Origin of the sequence: uncultured Devosia sp., from assembly GCF_964244875.1 — a bacterium.
Lineage (GTDB): Bacteria > Pseudomonadota > Alphaproteobacteria > Rhizobiales > Devosiaceae > Devosia.
The window spans coordinates 1-17,406 of the sequence record NZ_CAXTKA010000017.1 but is presented as its reverse complement, the minus strand read 5'-3'; the positions used below and the strand labels follow the sequence as shown (position 1 = coordinate 17,406).

Below are 17,406 nucleotides of genomic sequence, written 5' to 3'. Positions count from 1 at the left end.
GGCAAGGCTCAGCGCGGCAAATCTGTCTTGCCCATCAAGTCTTTATCGATCGCGCGGGCGGCCTGGCGGCCTTCGCGAATGGCCCAGACCACGAGGGATTGCCCGCGGCGCATGTCGCCGGCGGCATAGACCTTGTCGACGCTGGTCTTGTAGCTGAAGGTATCGGCGAAGAGATTGCCGCGGGGGTCGAGCCGGGCGCCGAGTTCGGCCAGCATGCCTTCGTGGATGGGATGAGCGAAGCCGATGGCGAGCAGAACCAGGTCGGCCTTGATAATAAACTCAGTTCCAGCAATGGGTTGGCGCCGGCGATCGACGCGGGCGCATTCGACGCCGGTGACGTGGCCCTTGGCGTTGCCGATGATCTTCATGGTGCCGGCGGCGAATTCGCGGATGGCGCCTTCGGCCTGTGAAGAGGAGGTGCGCATCTTGACCGCCCAATTGGGCCAATTGGTCAGCTTGTTCTCGAGTTCGGGGGGCTGGGCGCGCACGTCGAGCTGGGTGACAGCGATGGCGCCCTGGCGAAAAGATGTGCCGACACAGTCACTTGCGGTGTCACCACCGCCGACGACGACGACGTGCTTGCCGGCGGCCGACAGCAGCTGTTCTCCCGAAATATCCTCGCCGCCCAGGCGCCGATTCTGCTGGACGAGAAAGGGCATGGCGAATTTGACGCCCGCCAGATGGACGCCTTGCGCATCGACATCGCGAGGGTGTTCGGAGCCGCCCGCGAGGAGCACCGCATCATGCTGTTGCTGCAGTTGTGCTAACGGACGGGTAACGCCGACGTTCTCATTGTAGTGGAAAATGACGCCTTCGGCGGTCATCTGCTCGACGCGGAAATCGATGTGATCCTTTTCCATCTTGAAATCGGGAATGCCGTAGCGCATCAACCCGCCGGCCTTGGGTTCGCGTTCATAAAGGTGAACGTCGTGACCGGCGCGGGCGAGCTGCTGGGCGGCGGCCATGCCGGCGGGGCCGGAGCCGACAACCGCAACCGACTTGCCGGTCTTGTGCGCCGCCGGCTGCGGCTTGACCCAGCCGTTGCGGATGGCGCGGTCGGCGATGGCCTGCTCGACGGTCTTGATGGCGACGGGCACGTCCTCGAGATTGAGCGTGCAGGCTTCCTCGCAGGGGGCGGGGCAGATGCGGCCGGTGAATTCGGGGAAGTTGTTGGTCGAGTGCAGGTTGCGCGCGGCTTCTTCCCAATCGCCGTTGAAAACCAGATCGTTCCAATCGGGTATCTGGTTGTTGACCGGGCAGCCGGTATCGCCGTGGCAGAAGGGAATGCCGCAATCCATGCAGCGGGCCGCCTGGTCGACGATGCGGCCTTCGGACATGGGAATGGTGAATTCGCCGAAATGGCGGATGCGGTCGGAGGCCGGCTCATAGCGTGGCTCTTCGCGCTCGATTTCGAGAAAGCCGGTGACTTTACCCATGGCTTTGCTCCCTAGAATTGATGTCGATGGTGCGGTGCATGCGGCCCCACCCCCTCCCGGCCTCCCCCATCGAGGGGGAGGTGGAACGTGGTGGATTGGACTGGATCGTGCCAGCTGCGTGGAGAGGCTCCTCCCCCTTCCAGGGGGAGGCTGGGTGGGGGCTGGAGAGTCCCGATTTGGTCGGAAAGACCCCCACCTTGATCCTCCCCCTGGAAGGGGGAGGTGTCGACTGACGCATTGTGTCCAGTAGACTTGTCATATGCCGCAGCCCTTCCAGCAAGGAGGAGGGTGTCGACTGAACCGACGCGGCCATCACTCCGCTGCCGCCATGACGCTGCGCTTTTTTTCCATGTCGCGGATGGCGCGGCGGTATTCGACGGGCATGACCTTGACGAATTTGGGTCGCATGGCGGTCCAGTTGTCGAGGATAAACTTGGCGCGGGTGGAGCCGGTATAGTGCAGGTGGTTGGCGATGAGCTGTTGCAGGCGCTCGTCGTCGTGCTTGGTCATGTCGCCCGAAATATCGACGCGGCCGTGCCATTCGAGATCGCCGCCGTGATGGTGCAGGGTCTGCATGAGGGTTTCCTCCTCGGGCACGGGTTCCAGATCGACCATGGCCAGGTTGCAGCGGCTGCGGAAGGTCTGGTCCTCGTCGAGCACATAGGCGACGCCGCCACTCATGCCGGCGGCGAAGTTGCGGCCGGTGGGGCCGATGACGACGACGACGCCGCCGGTCATGTATTCGCAGCCGTGATCGCCGGTGCCTTCGACCACGGCAATGGCGCCGGAGTTGCGCACGGCAAAGCGCTCGCCGGCAATGCCGCGGAAATAGGCTTCGCCCTCGATGGCGCCGTAGAGCACGGTATTGCCGACGATGATGGATTTGTCGGGATCAAACGCCGCCCTCGTGGAGGGGCGCACGACCAAGCGCCCGCCCGACAGGCCCTTGCCGACATAATCGTTGGCGTCACCCACCAGATCGATGGAAATGCCCTTGGCGAGGAACGCCCCGAAGCTCTGGCCGGCGGTGCCGGTCAGCTTGATGGCGATGGTATCTTCCAAAAGCCCTTCATGGCCATGGCGCTTGGCCAGGGCGCCCGAGAGCATGGCGCCGGCGGAGCGATCGCGCGAGCGGATGGGCAGCTCGATATGGACGGCCGTGCCATGTTCCAGCGCCGGCTGGGCCAGCGCGATCAACTGGCGATCGAGCACCGTTTCAAGATGATGATCCTGGACCTGGGAGTGATAGAGGGTATCGCCCTCGATCGGCTCGGGCTTGTGGAACAGCTTGGTGAAATCGATGCCGTCGGACTTGGGATGCTCGCGCAGCCGGTTCTGGTCGAGCAGGTCGGAGCGGCCGATCAGCTCGTTGAGGGTGCGGGCGCCCATGCCGGCCAGGAGGCCGCGCAGTTCTTCGGCGATGAAGAAGAAGTAGTTGATGACGTGCTCGGGCGTGCCCTTGAAGCGCTTGCGCAGCACCGGGTCCTGGGTGGCAACGCCGACCGGGCAGGTGTTGAGGTGGCACTTGCGCATCATGATGCAGCCGGCCGCGATCAGCGGGGCGGTGGAGAAGCCGAACTCGTCGGCGCCGAGCAGGGCGCCGATCAGGACGTCGCGGCCGGTCTTGAGGCCGCCATCGACCTGCAGGACGACGCGGCTGCGCAGCCGGTTCAGCACCAGCGTCTGGTGGGTTTCGGCAAGGCCGATTTCCCAGGGGCCGCCGGCATGCTTGAGCGAGGTCAGGGGAGAGGCGCCGGTTCCGCCATCATAGCCGGAAACGGTGATATGGTCCGCGCGTGCCTTGGCAACGCCGGCGGCAACCGTGCCGACGCCGACTTCGCTGACCAGCTTGACCGAGATATCGGCCGCCTCGTTGACGTTCTTGAGATCGTAGATCAGCTGGGCCAGATCTTCGATGGAATAGATATCGTGGTGCGGCGGCGGGCTGATGAGGCCGACGCCGGGGGTGGAATGGCGCGTCTTGGCGACGATCCAATCGACCTTGTGTCCCGGCAATTGGCCCCCCTCGCCGGGCTTGGCACCCTGCGCAACCTTGATCTGGAGGGTATCGGCATTGACCAGGTAGTCCGTGGTCACGCCGAAGCGGCCCGAGGCAATCTGCTTGATGGCGGAGCGGAGCGGGTTCTGCGAGCCATCGGGCAGGGGCTGGTAGCGATCGATTTCCTCGCCGCCTTCGCCGGTATTGGACTTGCCGCCGATCCGGTTCATGGCGATGGCCAGCGTGGTATGCGCTTCGCGGCTGATCGAGCCAAAGCTCATGGCGCCGGTGACGAAGCGCTTGACGATATCGACGGCAGGCTCGACCGCATCGATGGCGACGGGCTCGCCCAGGGGGCGGACATCGAACAGATTGCGGATGGCGAGATAGCCGTTGTCGCCGCTGTTCACCCGTTCGGCGAAGCTGTCATAGCGAGCCTGGGCGCTTTCGGGACTGTCGTCGCGGGTGCGCACCGCGTGCTGCAGATCCGAGACCACGTCGGGGGACCAGGCATGCTTTTCGCCGCGAATGCGGTACATGTATTCGCCGCCGACATCGAGCGCCTTGCGCAGCACCACGTCGTCGCCGAAGGCGTCGCGATGGCGGCGCGCGGTTTCCTCGGCGATTTCGGCCAGGCCCACGCCTTCGATAGTGGTGGCGGTGCCGAAAAAGAAGCGTTGCACGAACTCGGTCGTCAGGCCCACGGCATCGAAAATCTGGGCGCCGCAATAGCTCTGATAGGTGGAAATGCCCATCTTGGACATGACCTTGAGCAGGCCCTTACCGACGCTCTTGATATAGCGATAGACCACTTCATCGGCGGAGACTTCGGCAGGGTATTCACCCTCGGCATGGAGGGCCGAGAGGGTTTCGAAGGCCAGATAGGGATTGATGGCTTCGGCGCCATAGCCGGCCAGCATGGCGAAATGGTGCATTTCGCGGGCTTCGCCGGTTTCGACCACAAGGCCCGAGGAGGTTCGCAGGCCCTTGCGGATCAGGTGATGGTGTACGGCAGCCGTCGCCAGCAAAGCCGGAATGGCGATGCGGTCGGAGGCGAGCAGCCGATCGGACAGAACGATGATGTTGTATTCGCCGGCAATGGCGATTTCGGCCTGGGCGCAGATGGAATCGATGGCCGCTTCCATGCCCGAAGCCCCGGTATCGGCGGGGTAGGTGAAATCGATAGTCTGGGTCTTGAACTGGTTGTCGGCCATGTCACCGATGGCGCGGATCTTTTCGAGATCCTCGTTGGTGAGAATGGGCTGACGCACTTCGAGGCGCTTGTGGCGGGAAGCGCCCTCGAGATCGAACAGGTTGGGGCGCGGGCCGATGAAGGAAACCAGGCTCATCACCGATTCCTCGCGGATCGGATCGATCGGCGGGTTGGTGACCTGGGCGAAGTTCTGCTTGAAGTAGGTATAAAGCAGCTTGGACTTTTCGCTGAGGGCGGAAATGGGCGTGTCGGTGCCCATGGAGCCAACGGCTTCCTGGCCCGTGGTGGCCATGGGCGCCATCAACAGCTTGATGTCTTCCTGGGTATAGCCGAAGGCCTGCTGGCGATCGAGCAGGGATTCCGAGGTCATCGGCGCCTGGAGCGCGGTCTCGGGCAGGTCTTCGAGCACGATCTGGGTGCGGGCCAGCCATTCGGCATAGGGATTGCGGGTGGCGAGCGTGCGCTTGACCTCGTCATCGGAGATGATGCGGCCTTCTTCCAGATCGATCAGCAGCATGCGGCCCGGCTGCAGGCGCCAGCGCTCGACGATGTCCTCGTCGGGAATGTCGAGGACGCCCGATTCGGACGCCAGCACCACATGGCCTTCGCGGGTCACGAGATAGCGGGCGGGACGCAGGCCATTGCGGTCGAGCGTGGCGACGACGTAGCGGCCATCGCTCAATGACATGGCGGCGGGGCCGTCCCAGGGCTCCATCAGGGCGGCGTGATATTCGTAAAAGGCGCGCCGGGTCTCGTCCATCAGCGGATTGCCGGCCCAGGCTTCGGGGATCAGCATCATGGCGGCGTGGGGCAGGCTGTAGCCACCGCGCACGAGGAATTCGAGCGCGTTGTCAAAGCAGGCGGTATCGGACTGGCCCTCGTAGGAAATCGGCCAGATCTTGGTGATGTCCTCGCCGAACAAAGGCGAGGAGACCGAGGCCTGGCGGGCGGCCATCCAGTTGACGTTGCCGCGAATGGTGTTGATCTCACCATTGTGGGTAGTCATGCGATAGGGATGGGCCAGCTTCCAGGAGGGGAAGGTGTTGGTGGAAAAGCGCTGGTGTACCAGAGCGATGGCCGACTCGAAGCGCTCGTCCGACAGGTCGGGATAGAAGGCCTTAAGCTGGTAGGCGAGGAACATGCCCTTGTAGACGATGGTGCGGGCCGACATGGAGACGACGTAAAAGCCGTTGTCGCCACCCGATTCGGGCACGCGCCCATAGACGGTGTTGGAGATGACCTTGCGCACGATCAGCAGCTTGCGCTCGAATTCATCCAGGGTCAGGCCTTCGGGGCGCGCAATGAAGAGTTGCTCGATGATGGGCTGGGTGGCGATGACGCCGGCGGATAGCGCGGCATTGTCGGTGGGGACCACGCGCTCGCCCAGCAGCGTCAGCTTTTCGGCAAGAAGGCATTCGCGCATGGCAATGGCGCAACGGTCGCGCAGGGCGGTGTCGTTGGGGTAAAAGATCATCGCTGCCGCATAAGCGTGCTGTTCGGGCAGGGGAAAATCCACCATCTGGCTCAAAAAGCCGTGCGGGGTCTGGACCAGGATGCCGGCGCCGTCGCCCATCAGCGGATCGGCGCCCACAGCGCCGCGGTGCTCCAGGTTCTCGAGGATTTCGAGGCCCTTTTGCACCACTTCATGGCTGGGCCGGTTCTTGATGTTGGCGATCATGCCGATGCCGCAGGCATCATGCTCGTTGGCTGGATCGTAGAGACCCTGGGCGACGGGACGGCCGGAGGCCAACGGGGTTTTACCAGTGGCAGTGCCGGTGGTGACGGGGGAAAGGGGTCCGTTGCGTTCGTGTGCCATGCCGGTGCTCCTCGTTGTGATCGTGCCCTTGCGGGCTTGCTCTGTCGTGTGCGTCCTGGGTTTGCCGTTCGACCGGCGGGACAGGATGCGGTTTCGTCCTCGGTCACGCGTCTGCTCAACGGGTCGTACACAGTACGGCTCGAAAGCGCAAATACGTCGATTCCTGGAAGCGGCGCTGCATCCAAATGGCCGCTGTAATTCGAGCAGGTGTCTCGATCTTCAGGCAATGCGGGCCTGCAAAACTCGGCCTGACCTGAACCTCGACACACCATGTGTGCTCCGCCTATCCGTTTCCGCTCATGCAAGAGCGGGCCAGCCGGACCAGCGTGCGCGCTGGCCGCGGAGAGCGGGGCGACGCGTCAGATAAGGACAACAGTGTTGTCCTATCTCGTGCACATTGTCACAATTCCAAACGGGGGGCAAGTGGGGGCGCGATGGATTGGCGGGCGAATATAGGAGATTGCCAATGGGGTGTAGGAGTTGGGGGTTGGAACGTTGGTGAGGGTTCGGGTGTAATGGGTGTTTCACCCTGATATTGGGGCTCCGTGCACCCCCTCCCAACCTCCCCCATAAAGGGAGAGGTGTCTGCCAGTGGGTGAGGCACAATCGAGTTCAACGAGTGGAGCGGCACCTCCCCCTTGATAGGGGGAGGTTGGGAGGGGGTGTAGGTTTAGCTGCTCATCCGAGACGACACACTTATTCCAGATGGGATTTGATGAACCAGAGGTCCTTGTCGAGTTCGCGCGAGAAGGCGGTGAGGATGTCGGCGGCGTCGGCGTCGCCGGCTTCGTCGGTGGCGTCAATGTCGTCGCGGACCTGGTTGGCCAGGGCGGCGTAGCGATCGGCAAGGGCGGCGAGGTGGTCGGGGACCTGGCGGATATCGGTGGGATAGGGGGCAAGCCTGGTGGCCTTGGCCACGATCTGGCTGGTGCCCAAAGCGATGCCGTCGAGTTGGGCGACGCGCTCGGCAATGATGTCGGTGTGCTCGTCGATCGCGGTGCGGAACAGATCGAGCATTTCATGGACGGCGATGAACTGGATGCCCTTGAGGTTCCAGTGGGCCTGCTTGGTGAGCAGCGCCAGATCGATGGCATCGGCCAGGCGGGCATTGAGGATGTCGATGACGGCGGACTTGGAATTGGATTCAAGGGTGATCGAGGGGGTTTTCATCGGGCTGTCCTTTGACGCTGCGTGGCCGCCGGAACAACCGAGACCGGGCGGCGAAGTTCCCGGTCCGCCATAAATCAAAAAGGCGCAGCCCTTGCGGGCTGCGCCTTGTGGTCAAACCCGGCGACTGGAGGGAAATCGCCTAGTTGACCGACTTGTCCTCGATCACGGCGGTGCCGCCCTTGATCTCGATCTGGCGCGGCTTCTTGCTTTCGGGCAATTCGCGCTTCAGTTCGAGATGGAGCAGGCCATTCTCGAGGGTGGCACCGCTGACTTCGACATAGTCGGCAAGCTGGAAGCGCAGCTCGAAAGCGCGCTCGGCAATGCCGCGATGGAGGAACTCACGGGCCTTTTCGGCAGTCTCTGCGGGCTTGGCGCCCTTGACGACGAGGTTGTTCTCCTTGGTCTCGATGGCAATGTCGCCATTGGAGAAGCCGGCAACGGCGATGGAGATGCGGTAGGCATTCTCGCCGGTGCGCTCGATATTGTAGGGGGGATAGGTCTTGGCTTCCTGCCCGCCCAGGGTATCGAGGCGATTGAACAGCCGGTCGAAGCCGACGGTGGAGCGGTAGAAGGGGGTAAAATCAACGGTCTGCATAGTCACATTCTCCTTGAGCAACGTGGTCCCGCTCCCTTAAAAAGCGCTCCCTTGAAACAGGCGAGCGTCGGTCCGGCGAGGGCGGGGTTCCCGAATAGACGGCGAACGAGACAGATGTAGGTGGGGGAAAGGCGGGTTCAAGAGGGCGCAAGGGCGAGCGCAAAATGAACCGAAAATGAACGGTCCAGTCCGGTTCAATTCAGCCAGAGCGGCTTAAAAGGGGTCAGGTGGACAAGAACGGAGGGATTTCGCTCTTGTTTGCAACAGAACTGCGGCTCCGTCACCCGCCCCCCGCACGGGCCGCACGAAAGGAAACCAGTATGTCGCAAGACATGCTGGTTTTCCTTTTGTCACGTGGGTATTCAGGTGAGGCCGGCCTGACCTAAGTATCGATCCACCAACCGAACGTGGCAAAGAATTTCATGATCGCTGCCGTAGCTGCTTCCGGGCCGGACCTCCTCGATATTGCCGGCAATCGGGTGCCGGAGGGTGCGCGGGTGGGGTATTTCCTGACCAGAGACAAGGTGCGCATCCGCTATGGGCTCTGGTCCCGAACGGGAGCGGTGCATCGGGGTACGGTGTGCCTGGTGCAGGGGCGCACGGAATTCATCGAGAAATATTTCGAGACGATCGCCGATTTTCGCGCCCGCGGCTTTGCCGTGGCGACGTTCGACTGGCGGGGGCAGGGCGGGTCGGACCGGCTGATCGGGGACAAGAGCCTGGGCTATATCGACCGCTTCGAGGATTACTGGTGTGACCTGGCCAGTTTTCACGCCGAAATCCTGCTGCCCGACTGTCCGCCGCCATTTTATCTGGTGGGCCATTCGATGGGCGGGCTGGTCAGTCTGTTGGCGGGCATTGCCGACCGGATGATGTTCGATCGCATATTCCTGTCCGCGCCGATGCTGGGGCTGGACCGGCAGCCGCTGAGCTTTGGCGGTATGGCCAAACTGTGCGGGGCGCTCAATTTTCTGGGGCTGGGGCAGATGCCGGTCGCGGGCAACGGGAGCCAGGCGGCATCGGAAAAAACCTTTGCGGGCAATCCGCTGACCTCGGACCAGCGGCGGTATCTGCGCATGGCCGAAGTCATCCGCACGCGACCCGAATTGAGCATCGGCTCGCCAACCATAGCCTGGGCGGCTGCGGCGATGCGGGCCATGGCCGCGGCAGGGCGGGACAGTTTTCCCGGGCAGATCCGGGTGCCGGTGCTGATGCTGGCAGCGGCGCGCGACGTAGTGGTGTCCACGTCCGTGACCGAGCAGCTCGGGTTGCGGATGCGAACGGGCCGGCACATGGTGATCGCAGGCGCACAACACGAACTGTTCATGGAGAACGATGCTATTCGCGGGCAGGTGTTTGCCGCGTTCGATGCGTTCATCACCGAGCAGAGTGCGTAGGCGTCCGACGACGCAGCCGGGGGCTCACCCGCCAAGTGCATTTTGCAGGGGTGCTGATAAAGCTGACGTGGCGGCGCCAGGTTCGGCTTAGCTGGCCTGGCTCTGTTCCACCGTTCCGGTCAACACGTAGCGGAAGCCGGAAGGCTCGTAAAAGGTTTCGCCGGTGCCCGAGAAGTAACTTGGGACAATCTTGCTCATCAGGCTCGAGCCGAAGCCCTTGCGTGACGGTGTCTGCACTTCGGGTCCGCCGCTTTCGCGCCATTCCATGCGAAACGCACCGTCATTGGTCATGGTCCAATCCAGGCTGACATTTCCGGTCTCGTTCGACAGTGCTCCGTACTTGACCGCGTTGGTGGCCAGTTCATGCAGAGCCAATGCCATGCCGAATGCATGTTGGGCCGGCACAGTGACTTCAGGCCCGCTGATGCTGGCCCTTGCGTTATCTGTAACGTGCGGTTTTAGAACCTGACCTGCCAATATTCCGATCTCGGCTTCGGAAAACCGTGCATTGGTCAGGACGTCCTGTGCTTCGGCGAGCGCGGCAATACGGCGGGAAATCGTGTCCCGCGCGGTTTCCATCGACGAGGGATGACGCAGCGTCTGGGACACCACCGCCATGGTCATGGACAGGATGTTCTTGATGCGGTGCGCCATTTCACGTTGAATGACCTGCTGCCGCGCCTCGATCTCGTGCCGCTCGACCAGTTGCTGCCGGGCATTGTCATAGCTCGCGTCGAGCTTGACGCGATTGTTGACGGCCGCCGTGGTTTCGGTCGCAATGTTGATCAAGCCGGCTATCTTGCCGGTATCGTCATATAACGGGCTATAGGAAAACGACCAATAGGTGGGCTCCTCAAAGCCATTGCGGGTCATGGTGAGGGGAAGATCCTCGAACCAGGTTCCGTTTCCGGACATGGCTTCATCCACGATCGGGGCAATGCTGCCCCAGATGTCGGACCAGATGATCCGAAACGGCTGGCCCAGGGCATCGGCTTCGCGCAGCCCGAGAAATGGGGCATAAGCATCATTGTAGAGGATGTTGAGGTCAGTTCCCCAAAACAGGCAGATGGGTTGTCGTGACAAGGCGGCCATCTGCACGACCGAGCGCAACGATATCGGCCAGGTGCCCAATGGCCCGATCGACGTGCTCGACCAATCGAATGCCAGAATGGCCTCGGCCATGCGCCCACGGCCCTGTAAAACGTCAGGCTGGTCTGCGATGGTCATCTCATCCCAATGTCAAGCGCTGCTTTTCGGCCAAAGCTATTGGTGGTGGATCGGCACGGGCGAAGCGCATCCCAGCCGGTAAAGACTGTGTGCAGTTATATTCATGTTTTGCTGGTCCGGCTCGACAATTGCAAGGGCCTGCGCTGTGCAATGTAGGGGTGGTCAAGCAAGAGTGCTGCCCGAAGCGGCCCAAGCGTTGAGCAAAGCCAGCGCCCCTTCCAGCAATCGGGGGGTTGCGGCGGCGGCGACGCAGTTGCCGCCAGCGACGGACTGGTTCATGGGCCCGGCACGGCTGGTCGCAGCATCCCGACTATGGCAGCGTGATGCCAGCCTGCCTTGCGAGCAAAGCGTCGGACTCCGCCAGAAACCGGGCGCGGTAGGGCGCATCGACCAGCTTTTGGCTGGGCAAGATGGCCTCTGCCTTGTTGTTGAACATGGCGCCGCTGTGGTTTTCCAGATCGGGCGACACCAAGAGGGGCGTGATGCGCTCGGCCAGCATTTCAGGCTTGATTGCCATGAGCCTGGCGGCAAGGCTCAACAGGACCGTCATGGGCGAGAGCTTTTGGAGGGCTTTGGCGCGAATGTTGGTTTCGACAAGGCCGGGGTTGAGGCCGTAGAAATTTGCATTGGGGTATTTGTCGACCGCATCGAGGACGAGAATTTCGTTGCCGGCAACGGTGTTGGCGTGGACCGACCAGCCGTCATAGGACCGATCGGCATTAAGGTCGCCCAACTTGCCCGCCCCGCCGGCGCCGGGAAAACCCATGATGAAGACGCGTGGCTTGGCAGCATTGGCCGGGCGGGCCTTGCCAAGGCGCGGGCCGAACTGTCGCAGCATCACAAGGCGGTTGAGATAGCTGATCGCCATATCGTTCTCGATGCCTTCGCTTGTGGTTTCGCGCTCGGGGCCCGCCATCACGCCGGTCGTCATCAGGAGCAGATCAAGCGTTTCGACCGGCAGTTCCGCCGCAACCCGCCTGGCATCCTGCATCGAGCTCAGGTCTGCCTTGATAAAGGCAATGCCCGGCATACCTTGATCGCGAAATGTCTGGCCTATGACCGTGACAGTTGCGCCGCGCGCTGCAAGAAGATGACTGATGGCGCGGCCGATACCGCCCGTGCCGCCGATGACGATGGCCTGATAGCCCTTGAGCTTGAGCGTTTTTGCTTCGACATGCTGCCAATCGAGGTTCGGGTCGCGTTTCATGGAAATATCCTCTCATCGCCGACGGGCGGATTAGTTTCTTTCCAGAAAGAAATATATACGGCATTGGACGCCGTCAAGACGGATGGAGCAAATGGGTAGACCGCCGGGCATAGCGAATGGGGACATCCTTGCGGTGGCGCGGCGGGTCTTGCTGGCGCGCGGTGCCGGCGTTTCGGTTGCCGAGATCGCCCGGGAACTGGGGGTGAGCCACACCACGCTGTTCAACCGCTTTGGCTCCAAAGAGGCCCTGATGATCGCGGCCCTGGGCGCGTTGGACGGCGTTACCTGGGCCGAAGACCTGGAGAATGGCCCCGACCAGCGTCCGATCGTCGAGCAGCTGCTGGGGCACGGCCGGATCGTTTCGGCGCATCTGCAACAGCTTCATGAGGGGCTTGCCGTGTTGCAGGCGGCGGGCATTTCCCCGCAGCTGGTCTGTGCCGACCAAAGCGTTGACTCCGGGCCGGTCAAAGCGTTCAAGGCATTGGTTCGCTGGCTGGACCGCGCCCAGCAGCAAGGTCGATTGGCCAAATGCGACACCGAAGCACTGGCCTCGACCATTTTGGGCGCATTGTACAATTCGACGGTGACATCGGCGGTTTGCGGCCAACCGACGGGCAAGCATGACCGGGAGCGCTATGTGGACAACTTCATCCACATCCTGTGGCGGGGAATAGACCCGCAGCTTTAGGACGCGTTGACCAGAGCCAGCGCCTTGTCGAGCAATCGGGGCGTGGCGGCGGCCACGACATTGCCGCCGCCGGTGGGATCGCCGCCGTCCCAGCAGGCGATGGCGCCGCCAGCCTGCCGAATGATGGGGACCAGGGCGGCGATGTCATAGGTGTTGAGGGCGGGCTCGATTACCAGATCGGCGTGGCCGGCGGCGAGCAGGGCATAGCCATAACAATCCATGCCGAAGCGCTGCAGGCGGGTGGCGCCTTCGATGGCGCGCCATTTGCCCAGCAGCTCGGGCGTGCGGAACAAAGCGGGGGTGGTGGTGAAGACGCGGGCGGCGCCCAGTTCGGTTTGGCCGCTGGCGCGAATGGTCTGATCGATGGCGCCGCGACGGTAGCTGGCGCGGCCGGGCAGGCCGAGGAAGATCTCCCCGATAAAGGGCTGGCTCATCAGGCCCGCGACGGCGACGCCCTGATAGGCCAGGGCGATCAGCGTGCCCCAGACCGGCGCGCCGGAGATGAAGGAGCGGGTGCCATCGACGGGATCGATGATCCAGGTGAAGTCGCCGCCGCCCGAATTGCCCCATTCCTCCCCGATTACGGCATGGTCGGGAAAGCGGGCGGCAATGACGGCGCGGATGGCGGTTTCGGCGGCGCGGTCGGCCTCGGTCACCGGATCAAAGCCGATGTCCAGCTTGTTGTCCACGGCCAGGGTGGTGCGAAAGAGGGGCAGGGTTTGATCGGCCGCGGCTTCGGCCGCCTCCAGCAGCGTTTCGGCGACAAGGTCGAGATCGACGGGAATGGATGGCATATGAGTGGCCCACTGGCATGATGTGAAGAGGTCTATAGGGTTGGAGGGGAAAGCTCCAGCACCCGCGGTGTCACCCCGGCGAAGGCCGGGAGTCATCCTGAGATAAGGCAAATCACCTCGATCCTGGCCGCAGCCGGATCTCGGGATGGCGTCCGGCCCGCGCCGGAATGACATCGCGTTTGGGGACGTTTAGCAGTCCCAAGCATTCGGTGGAGACGCTGCCCGAGATGACCGAGGGGCCTACTCGGCCGCGGCTTTTTCGGCGGCGATGGGCGGGCTGGCCAGCGCCATCAGGTCGAGCCCGAGCAGCGCGAACATCAGGCGCTCGATTATCGACTGGATGTGGGAAAACCCGTCGTTCCTGGTCAGGGTGGCTTCGTTCATATAAAGGTGGCGGCTGATTTCGATCTGCAACGCATGCACGCCATGCTGGGGGCGGCCATAGGCGCGGGTGGCAAAACCGCCGGCATAGGGGCGATTGCGCGCGACCTTGAGGCCGGCGCCGGTAAAGATGGTATCGACGAGATCGACCAGAGCTGGCGCGCAGGTGGTGCCGTAGCGATCGCCGAGGACGATATCGGGGGCGGCGCGATCGCCGGTGCGCGAAATGCGCGGCATGGAATGACAATCGATCAGGAGGGCAACCCCGAAGCCGGCGATGGCGTCGCTCAGCAAAGCCTGCAACGCGGCATGATAGGGGTGATAGATGCCTTCGATGCGGGTGCGGGCATCGTCCAGGGTGAGGCGGTCACGATAGATGGGTTTGTTTTCGGCCACGACGCGGGCCAGCGTGCCCAGGCCGGCGGCGACGCGCGGCGAGGTGGTGTTGAACCGGTCCGACAGCGGCTCGACGAACATGGCGGGATCGAGTTCCCAGGGCTCGCGATTGACGTCGAGATAGGCGCGGGGAAAATGGGCGCGCAGCATGGGGGCGCCCAGATGGGGCGCGCGGCCGAACAGTTCATCGACAAAGGCATCTTCGGACTGGCGGATCGACAGATGGTCCAGGCGCGTCATGGCCAGGAACCGTTCGGGATACACCCGGCCGGAATGGCCCGAATTGAATACCAGCGGGGCAACGAGCCGGCGCGGCCTTATGGTTTCGAATGCCGGCTGATCCCAATAGTCGGACCGCACGCTGCCTCCAGGACACGAGCTTGCGCGACGGCGCGAAGCATTATTGACAAACGAGTGTGGGGCCTCGTGTCGCCAATGTCCAGATTGTCGCAAAAAATCATCGTGACAGCGCGGAAACTTGCCCTTGGGTAAAACTGGCTTAAACATCGCGTTCTAGAGTGCGACTCAGCGCCAGAATGGCTGGAGACGATTATGAAGCGAATTCTGCTCGCCGAAGACGACAACGACATGCGCCAGTTCCTGACGCGTGCGCTCAAGAACGCGGGCTATGAGGTGGTTTCGTTCGACAATGGGCTGAGCGCCTATGAGCGGCTGCGCGAGGAGCCGTTCGCGCTGTTGCTGTCCGACATCGTGATGCCGGAAATGGACGGGATCGAACTGGCGCGGCGCGCCACCGAACTCGATCCGGACCTCAAGGTGATGTTCATCACCGGGTTTGCCGCCGTGGCGCTCAACCCCGACAGCGACGCGCCCAAGGATGCCTCGGTACTGAGCAAGCCGTTTCATTTGAAGGATCTGGTGAACGAGGTCGAGCGGCTGCTGGCGGCTTGATCGGTGCCGGCCGGGGACCAATGGATCGCCTCGGCATCGCACCCCTCACCCTGGCCCTCTCCCCGGAGGGGCGAGGGGATGTGTCCGGTGGTCGGGGCAAGCTGTGGCGACACACTCGATCTGGTCCCCTCGCCCCTCCGGGGAGAAGGCCAGGGTGAGGGGTAAAGCGCCGGAATTGGCACGATGTCGGCCCCGCCCCGGAGCCGAATCCATAATTCGCAATCGCAATGCTGCCCTCTTGACCCCCATCGGGGTTTTATGGTCTATCCGCGCCACTGGAACGGCCTTGGCCGGACCATCCCGGAGAGATGGGCGTATAGCTCAGCGGGAGAGCACCTCGTTGACATCGAGGGGGTCACAAGTTCGATCCTTGTTACGCCCACCATCTCTCTGACTTTCGCTTCGGCGATGGGAGTATAGCTCAGCGGGAGAGCATTCGCTTCACACGCGAAGGGTCACAAGTTCAATCCTTGTTACTCCCACCATTCGCCTTCGCTCTCGGTGAAGGCGGGCTGCAAATCACACAGTGCTGCGCTTCCGGTGCTCACGTGCTCATGCACGCTGCGCGCCGGCTCTCGCACTGCGCGATTTTCGCCTCGCCTTGACCGGAGCGAAGGCAAATGGTGCCGACTGGGGCATCGGGGGCGGAGGCTTAAGTCTCGACGAAGATTTCGGCGTTGGCGTCGATGAAGTCGTCGAAGAGCACGGTCGTGCTGTCCTTGGTGCCGAGGACGAAGGCCATCTGGCCGGGGCCGGCGAGGCGACGCATGGGGACATTGGGCTGATCGACGGTGCACGAATAGTGCCCGCCCGCCAGGGTGGTGAAGGCCAGGCCGCGCCAGGTGGCGGTGGAGGTCAGGTGAACGTGGCCGGCGATCACCTGGCGAATGTCGGGGTGGGTCCTGAGCGCATCGATGAAGCCGTCGGGTTGCAGAATGCGGATATCGTCGGATTCGATATGCAGCGCATTGGCATTGTGGTGCAGGATGACGATGACCGGGCGGTCATGGGCTTCGGCCAGGCGCGCGCGCAGCCAGTCGAGCTGGCTGGCCTCCAGCACGCCATCGACGCGGCCCGGTTCGGACGAGTCGAGCAGGACGATGCGATAGCCCCCGGCGTTGATGACCTTGTCGACCTTGCCGGTTTCCGGCGCAGCGAAATCGGCGCCGAAAACAGCGAGAAATGCGGCGCGATCGTCGTGATTGCCCAGCGTGATATGGACCGGGATGGGCAAGCGGGCGATGATAGCCTTGAGATGTTCATAGGCGGCCGGCTGGCCCAGATCGGCCAGGTCGCCGGCCAGCACGCAGAAATCGGCATCGCCGTAGCGCGCAATGACGGCATCGACCGCCTGTTCGAGCCGGGCTCCGGTATCGAGCGTCATCGACAGCTCGCCCGGCGGCATCACATGCAGATCGCTCATCACCACGAATTTCAGTGTCATCTGGAGCCCTCGACTGTTGGCGGCGGTTCTAAAGAGCCTGCATGACCGAGCCGTGACACGGCAAGGCCGCCGCATGGAACCCGATGGGTCACAGACGCTTGATTTCGGCTCGAAATCGAGGGCATGAGGGCTTATATCTGCGTCATGTTCAAATTCTGGAAAAAGCGGGAGAGCCCAATGGATGCCCATAATTATCCGGTGACGCATACGGATGCGGAGTGGAAGGCGAAATTGACGCCGGAACAGTATGCGGTGATGCGCAAGCATGGCACCGAGCGGCCGGGATCGTGCGCGCTGCTGCACGAGCATCGCGCGGGCTCGTTCACCTGCGCCGGGTGCGAGCAGGAATTGTTCAAGGCGGATCTGAAGTTCGAGAGCGGCACGGGCTGGCCGAGCTTCAACGATCCGGTGCCCGGATCGGTCGACACCACCAGTGATCGCAGTTTCGGAATGGTGCGCACGGAATGCCATTGCTCGCGGTGCGGATCGCATCTGGGGCATGTGTTCCCGGACGGACCGCCGCCGACCGGGCTGCGCTATTGCATCAATGGCGTGGCGCTGAATTTTATCCCGGCGTAAATCTATTCGTATTCAGCCATTCTTGAACATCCTCGGGCCCGGCTCGAGGGTGTTTCGTTTGCGCGCCATGTTGGTTTGGCCGCTAACCCAGGTGCGGGATCGTGCCACGCCCTCGTGGTTCGAGGCTCGTGAAGAACTCGCACCTCACCATG

At 62.8% G+C, this 17,406-nt stretch carries 13 protein-coding genes and 2 tRNA genes; 6 read left to right on the top strand and 9 right to left on the bottom strand.

What is annotated here, in order from left to right; translation table 11 throughout:
• Positions 1 to 8: 8 nt before the first annotated feature.
• The 4 genes from ACFE8X_RS16305 to ACFE8X_RS16290 form a co-directional block, all read right to left on the bottom strand.
• The gene (locus ACFE8X_RS16305; protein ID WP_375452551.1) at positions 9 to 1,436 is read right to left on the bottom strand and encodes a glutamate synthase subunit beta; all 1,428 of its coding nucleotides are present in this window, start codon (positions 1,434 to 1,436) and stop codon (positions 9 to 11) included.
• A gap of 312 nt (positions 1,437 to 1,748) precedes the next feature.
• Positions 1,749 to 6,464 carry a glutamate synthase large subunit gene (gene gltB / locus ACFE8X_RS16300; RefSeq protein ID WP_375452550.1) on the bottom strand — a complete coding sequence of 1,572 codons (4,716 nt, stop codon included), beginning with the start codon at positions 6,462 to 6,464 and terminating at the stop codon, positions 1,749 to 1,751.
• A 696-nt stretch (positions 6,465 to 7,160) separates the two neighbouring features.
• Positions 7,161 to 7,709: a DNA starvation/stationary phase protection protein Dps gene (gene dps, locus ACFE8X_RS16295; RefSeq protein ID WP_375452597.1), complete on the bottom strand. Its 549-nt coding sequence runs from the start codon at positions 7,707 to 7,709 to the stop codon at positions 7,161 to 7,163.
• A gap of 64 nt (positions 7,710 to 7,773) precedes the next feature.
• Positions 7,774 to 8,229 (bottom strand): Hsp20 family protein, encoded by a 456-nt coding sequence (locus tag ACFE8X_RS16290; protein WP_375452549.1) that lies wholly within the window; start codon positions 8,227 to 8,229, stop codon positions 7,774 to 7,776.
• Positions 8,230 to 8,651: 422 nt separating this feature from the next.
• Here ACFE8X_RS16290 and ACFE8X_RS16285 point away from each other — a divergent pair, with 422 nt between their 5' ends.
• Positions 8,652 to 9,626 carry an alpha/beta hydrolase gene (locus ACFE8X_RS16285; protein ID WP_375452548.1) on the top strand — a complete coding sequence of 325 codons (975 nt, stop codon included), beginning with the start codon at positions 8,652 to 8,654 and terminating at the stop codon, positions 9,624 to 9,626.
• Between the two features lie 87 nt (positions 9,627 to 9,713).
• Here the strand turns inward: ACFE8X_RS16285 and ACFE8X_RS16280 are convergent, their stop codons facing one another.
• Entirely contained in the window at positions 9,714 to 10,853 is a 1,140-nt protein-coding gene (locus tag ACFE8X_RS16280; protein WP_375452547.1) for an HWE histidine kinase domain-containing protein, read from the bottom strand.
• Positions 10,854 to 11,163: 310 nt separating this feature from the next.
• On the bottom strand, positions 11,164 to 12,060 hold the full coding sequence (locus tag ACFE8X_RS16275; RefSeq protein ID WP_375452546.1) for an SDR family NAD(P)-dependent oxidoreductase: 897 nt from the start codon (positions 12,058 to 12,060) through the stop codon (positions 11,164 to 11,166).
• Between the two features lie 91 nt (positions 12,061 to 12,151).
• On the opposite strand from ACFE8X_RS16275, the gene ACFE8X_RS16270 reads away from it, so the two are divergent.
• On the top strand, positions 12,152 to 12,748 hold the full coding sequence (locus ACFE8X_RS16270) for a TetR/AcrR family transcriptional regulator (protein WP_375452545.1): 597 nt from the start codon (positions 12,152 to 12,154) through the stop codon (positions 12,746 to 12,748).
• Here the strand turns inward: ACFE8X_RS16270 and hisN are convergent.
• Both hisN and ACFE8X_RS16260 read right to left on the bottom strand, forming a co-directional pair.
• Entirely contained in the window at positions 12,745 to 13,542 is a 798-nt protein-coding gene (gene hisN / locus ACFE8X_RS16265; RefSeq protein ID WP_375452544.1) for a histidinol-phosphatase, read from the bottom strand. The genes ACFE8X_RS16270 and hisN overlap by 4 nt on opposite strands.
• Before the next feature lie 240 nt (positions 13,543 to 13,782).
• Entirely contained in the window at positions 13,783 to 14,679 is an 897-nt protein-coding gene (locus ACFE8X_RS16260; RefSeq protein ID WP_375452543.1) for an N-formylglutamate amidohydrolase, read from the bottom strand.
• Positions 14,680 to 14,871: 192 nt separating this feature from the next.
• On the opposite strand from ACFE8X_RS16260, the gene cpdR reads away from it, so the two are divergent.
• From cpdR to ACFE8X_RS16245, 3 genes are all read left to right on the top strand, one after another.
• Positions 14,872 to 15,231, top strand: coding sequence for a cell cycle two-component system response regulator CpdR (gene cpdR, locus ACFE8X_RS16255; RefSeq protein WP_284393747.1), 360 nt, complete (start codon positions 14,872 to 14,874; stop codon positions 15,229 to 15,231).
• Between the two features lie 310 nt (positions 15,232 to 15,541).
• Positions 15,542 to 15,616, top strand: a tRNA-Val gene (locus ACFE8X_RS16250).
• 25 nt (positions 15,617 to 15,641) lie between these two features.
• Positions 15,642 to 15,716 (top strand) — tRNA-Val (locus tag ACFE8X_RS16245).
• 167 nt (positions 15,717 to 15,883) lie between these two features.
• On the opposite strand, the gene ACFE8X_RS16240 is transcribed toward ACFE8X_RS16245, so the two are convergent.
• On the bottom strand, positions 15,884 to 16,675 hold the full coding sequence (locus ACFE8X_RS16240) for a metallophosphoesterase (RefSeq protein ID WP_375452542.1): 792 nt from the start codon (positions 16,673 to 16,675) through the stop codon (positions 15,884 to 15,886).
• Positions 16,676 to 16,852: 177 nt separating this feature from the next.
• On the opposite strand from ACFE8X_RS16240, the gene msrB reads away from it, so the two are divergent.
• A complete protein-coding gene (gene msrB / locus ACFE8X_RS16235) occupies positions 16,853 to 17,254 on the top strand; it encodes a peptide-methionine (R)-S-oxide reductase MsrB (protein WP_375452541.1) in 402 nt (133 codons plus the stop codon).
• Positions 17,255 to 17,406 lie beyond the last annotated feature (152 nt).